Origin of the sequence: Candidatus Fusobacterium pullicola (assembly GCA_018883725.1) — a bacterium.
Taxonomy (GTDB): Bacteria; Fusobacteriota; Fusobacteriia; order Fusobacteriales; family Fusobacteriaceae; genus Fusobacterium_A; species Fusobacterium_A pullicola.
Map to the genome: position 1 here is coordinate 1 of JAHLFN010000043.1, position 3,003 is coordinate 3,003.

Annotated in this window: 6 protein-coding genes; all 6 read right to left on the reverse strand. The window is 28.1% G+C overall.

All coding sequences use genetic code 11. The features are described 5' to 3' along the window. On the reverse strand, positions 1-274 hold a 274-nt coding region (locus IAA47_04785), incomplete at its 3' end, for a hypothetical protein (protein MBU3842287.1). A 33-nt stretch (positions 275-307) separates the two neighbouring features. Next, entirely contained in the window at positions 308-871 is a 564-nt protein-coding gene (locus IAA47_04790) for a hypothetical protein (GenBank protein MBU3842288.1), read from the reverse strand. Continuing rightward, complete coding sequence (locus IAA47_04795) at positions 871-1,308, reverse strand: hypothetical protein (protein MBU3842289.1); 438 nt, start codon at positions 1,306-1,308, stop codon at positions 871-873. Before IAA47_04795 ends, IAA47_04790 begins: the two co-directional genes overlap by 1 nt. Positions 1,309-1,322: 14 nt before the next feature. Then, positions 1,323-1,571 (reverse strand): hypothetical protein, encoded by a 249-nt coding sequence (locus IAA47_04800; GenBank protein ID MBU3842290.1) that lies wholly within the window; start codon positions 1,569-1,571, stop codon positions 1,323-1,325. Further along, positions 1,571-2,089, reverse strand: coding sequence for a hypothetical protein (locus tag IAA47_04805; protein MBU3842291.1), 519 nt, complete (start codon positions 2,087-2,089; stop codon positions 1,571-1,573). Before IAA47_04805 ends, IAA47_04800 begins: the two co-directional genes overlap by 1 nt. A gap of 311 nt (positions 2,090-2,400) precedes the next feature. Then, the coding region (locus tag IAA47_04810) for a hypothetical protein (protein MBU3842292.1) at positions 2,401-3,003 on the reverse strand (603 nt) is incomplete at its 5' end.

The window sequence follows — 3,003 nt, forward strand, 5'->3', positions numbered from 1 at the left end:
CTTCAAAGTTTACTTGGGGATTTTCTGACTTAGGAATTATTACTTTATTTCCTTCTACATATCCTACTATTTCTTTACTTTTTTTCTTCTCTACTGTGAGATTTAGCTCTGCCTTATCTCTTCTTTTTAAGATTTCTACCTTTGTTACTTCCTTATTGGGATTTTCTGCTATTGTTGTGTGTGGGACTTCTGCTAGTACATTACTTATTAGTACTAAGTACAGTGCTATGGCACAGATAATGCTCTGTAATCTATCATAGCACCCCCCCCCCATTCATTTTTTGTACATTTTTATATTTCATATCTTTCACTTCCTTATCTTTTTATATAAGATTGACACTATTCCTACTATAATTACTCCTATACTTACAATTACTCCTAAAGATATTTTTTCTTCTTTTATTTCATTATTTTCTTTGAATAATGGTTCTATTATTTCTTCTCTTGGCTCTAGTTTTATCTCTTGTTTTTCAATTTTTTCTTCTATATTTTGTTCTATAATCTCTGGAATCTCTAACTTTTCTACCACCTCTTCTACTTTAGTTTCTTCAACTTTTTGTACTTCTGGTTCTTTTAATTTTTCTTTTATAATTTCTTTAGGTTTTTTAGTTGTATTCTCTACTTTTACTTTCTTCTCTTGAGCTTTCTTAGGTAACAAATTACTTTTATCTATTGTAATAGTATTACTTTGAGAGAGAATAGCTTCTATTCTTTCTTCTGTATCATCTGGTATTATATTTACTACTACATGATTAGGTTTACTCTTATCTAACTCCATTCTCATCTTCAAATCATGGATAGTCAGATTTTCTTCTGCTAAACTTAATAAGCTTCCTAATAAAAATAAAGTAGTTAATAATTTTTTTCTCATTATTCCACCTCATTTAATTTTCCGTATTGAGATACTATTATGGGTACATATCCATTATATTTTCCTTCTATAATATCTGCTTCTTCTCCTTTATCAATATCCCTTCTATTCAATACTGCATAAAATTTTACATTCATTGTTTCTTGACTTACTATTAGCTCCTTATCTGGTAATTCCATACCATATTGTTCTATCTCTATCCATTTTTTTCTATTAGTTATAAGTCCTTTTTTTGGGAATTGAAAAACTAGCTTTTTACCAAAATCTTCTTTATCTGCTTTTATTTCAATAGTTCCATACCCTGCGATTTTATCAGAGCCAAGCATACGAGTATTAAAATACTCAAATCTTAATGGCTCTAATATTTTCATTTCAATTTTAGCAAAACTTGGTACTGCTATTAATGAAAATATAGCTCCTAATAATAGTTTTTTCATAAGTTTTCCTCCTATTATTTAAATTCTTTATTCAAATTTTCTTCTTTTAATATTTCTTTTTTTATAACTAAATCCATTGTTTTAATTTTTTTTGTATACTTCACTCTCCATCTTTTTAATATTTGATTGATGTATTCATCAAACAAAAGATAAAAATAATAAATTGCTAGAATAATTGCAAGTTTTATTTTACATTCTGCTATAAAGATTACTATTAGAAATAGTAATAGAGATAGTATTGCATTGTATGGAATACTTTTCATTATTCTCTTACCTCAACTGTCATATAGACTTTTCTAGTATGTTTACCCTCTTTAGAGATTTTAGCTCCATCTATATACACCATATTATCTTTTACTATCTGTGTATTGATATATGGTGGAGTATAGATAGTAGTGTCTATTTGTCCATCACTATCAATATCTATCTTATTTTCACTGAACTTAATCTTATAATAATCTTTCTTATCAGGCTTTTTATTAAGTTCAATTTCAAATGGAATCTCTAACTTCATGTCATCTATTACCATCGCATTTATATCTACATCTGATACTATTTCTAAAGGTACTTCTACTTTCAGTTGAACATTCATTAAAATTGTTGTATTTTGCTCTAATTTTCTGATTCTTCCATCTGCTTCTACCTTATCTTCTGTTGGTAAAGTTGGAACATCTGGTTTATTTTCAGTTGGAGGATTAATTGGTATTATAGGAATTGCAGGAATACTCTTTGCCATTCCTATTGAGCTTATTACCATGAATAACATTATTAATTTTTTCATTAGGCACTCTCCTTTAATATTTTTGAAATCTCCATATTTTCTAATATTTTTTTAGATATTTCAGGATATAAATTAACTTTTTCTTTTATTCCTTTTTTATTAGAAGATTTTTCATATATTACTTTTCCATTACATAGAATCAACTCTTTCCTTAATTTGTTAGTTATTAAGGTATAATTAGCTATGTATGTATATTCTCTTTTATTAAATTGTATTTTTTTTTAAATTGAGCTAACATATATAACCTCCACTATATATTGTGTTAAAATCTTGTGGCCAATAATTATTAGCCACAAGATATTGATTTTATATTATTTAACTTCAATATCTAGGATATTGCTTCCTCTGTATTCTCCTGACTGCTGTTCCTCTGGGACATCTAGTGTTCCTTTTAACTTAATGTTGTACTCTCTGTCCCTTACTCTTTGAACTGTCTTATCTATTTTCTTTACCCTTAATTCTGCTCCTTGAGAGTTTGTCATTACTGGCTGTTCTTCTCTTAGTTTGAACTTTACCTCACTTACATCTTGTCCTTCTAGCATTTCTATTCTGATATTACTTTCTGCTTTCTTATTTTTTGCTCCTTGTAGTACATTTCCAAAATCTAAGTTTCCTGTTTCTAGCATATTAAATGGTGCTTCTGGAGCTGTTAAAGTTATCGCATGATTACTTATCTCATTTACTCCTCTTATTGCCTTTAAATTCAATCTCATAGGCTCATTGACCTTCCAGTTATTTAACTTTACTTGTACTTTTCTATTTACTACAAGTAAATCTATTGAACCATTACTAAATTCTACTCTTTGACTTGGTAAACTTCCTCCTGATTGAATTGTATAACTATGAACTGTTCTAGTTCTTCCATCATCTACTTGGATTGTATCTCCTTCATCTAGTAAAGGTATTCCATATCC

What these genes read in the sequence shown, in the direction of transcription:
- IAA47_04790 (MBU3842288.1), bottom strand. Translation starts at nt 871, where the DNA reads ATGAGAAAAAAATTATTAACTACTTTATTTTTATTAGGAAGCTTATTA.
- IAA47_04795 (MBU3842289.1), bottom strand. Translation starts at nt 1,308, where the DNA reads ATGAAAAAACTATTATTAGGAGCTATATTTTCATTAATAGCAGTACCA.
- IAA47_04800 (MBU3842290.1), bottom strand. Translation starts at nt 1,571, where the DNA reads ATGAAAAGTATTCCATACAATGCAATACTATCTCTATTACTATTTCTA.
- IAA47_04805 (MBU3842291.1), bottom strand. Translation starts at nt 2,089, where the DNA reads ATGAAAAAATTAATAATGTTATTCATGGTAATAAGCTCAATAGGAATG.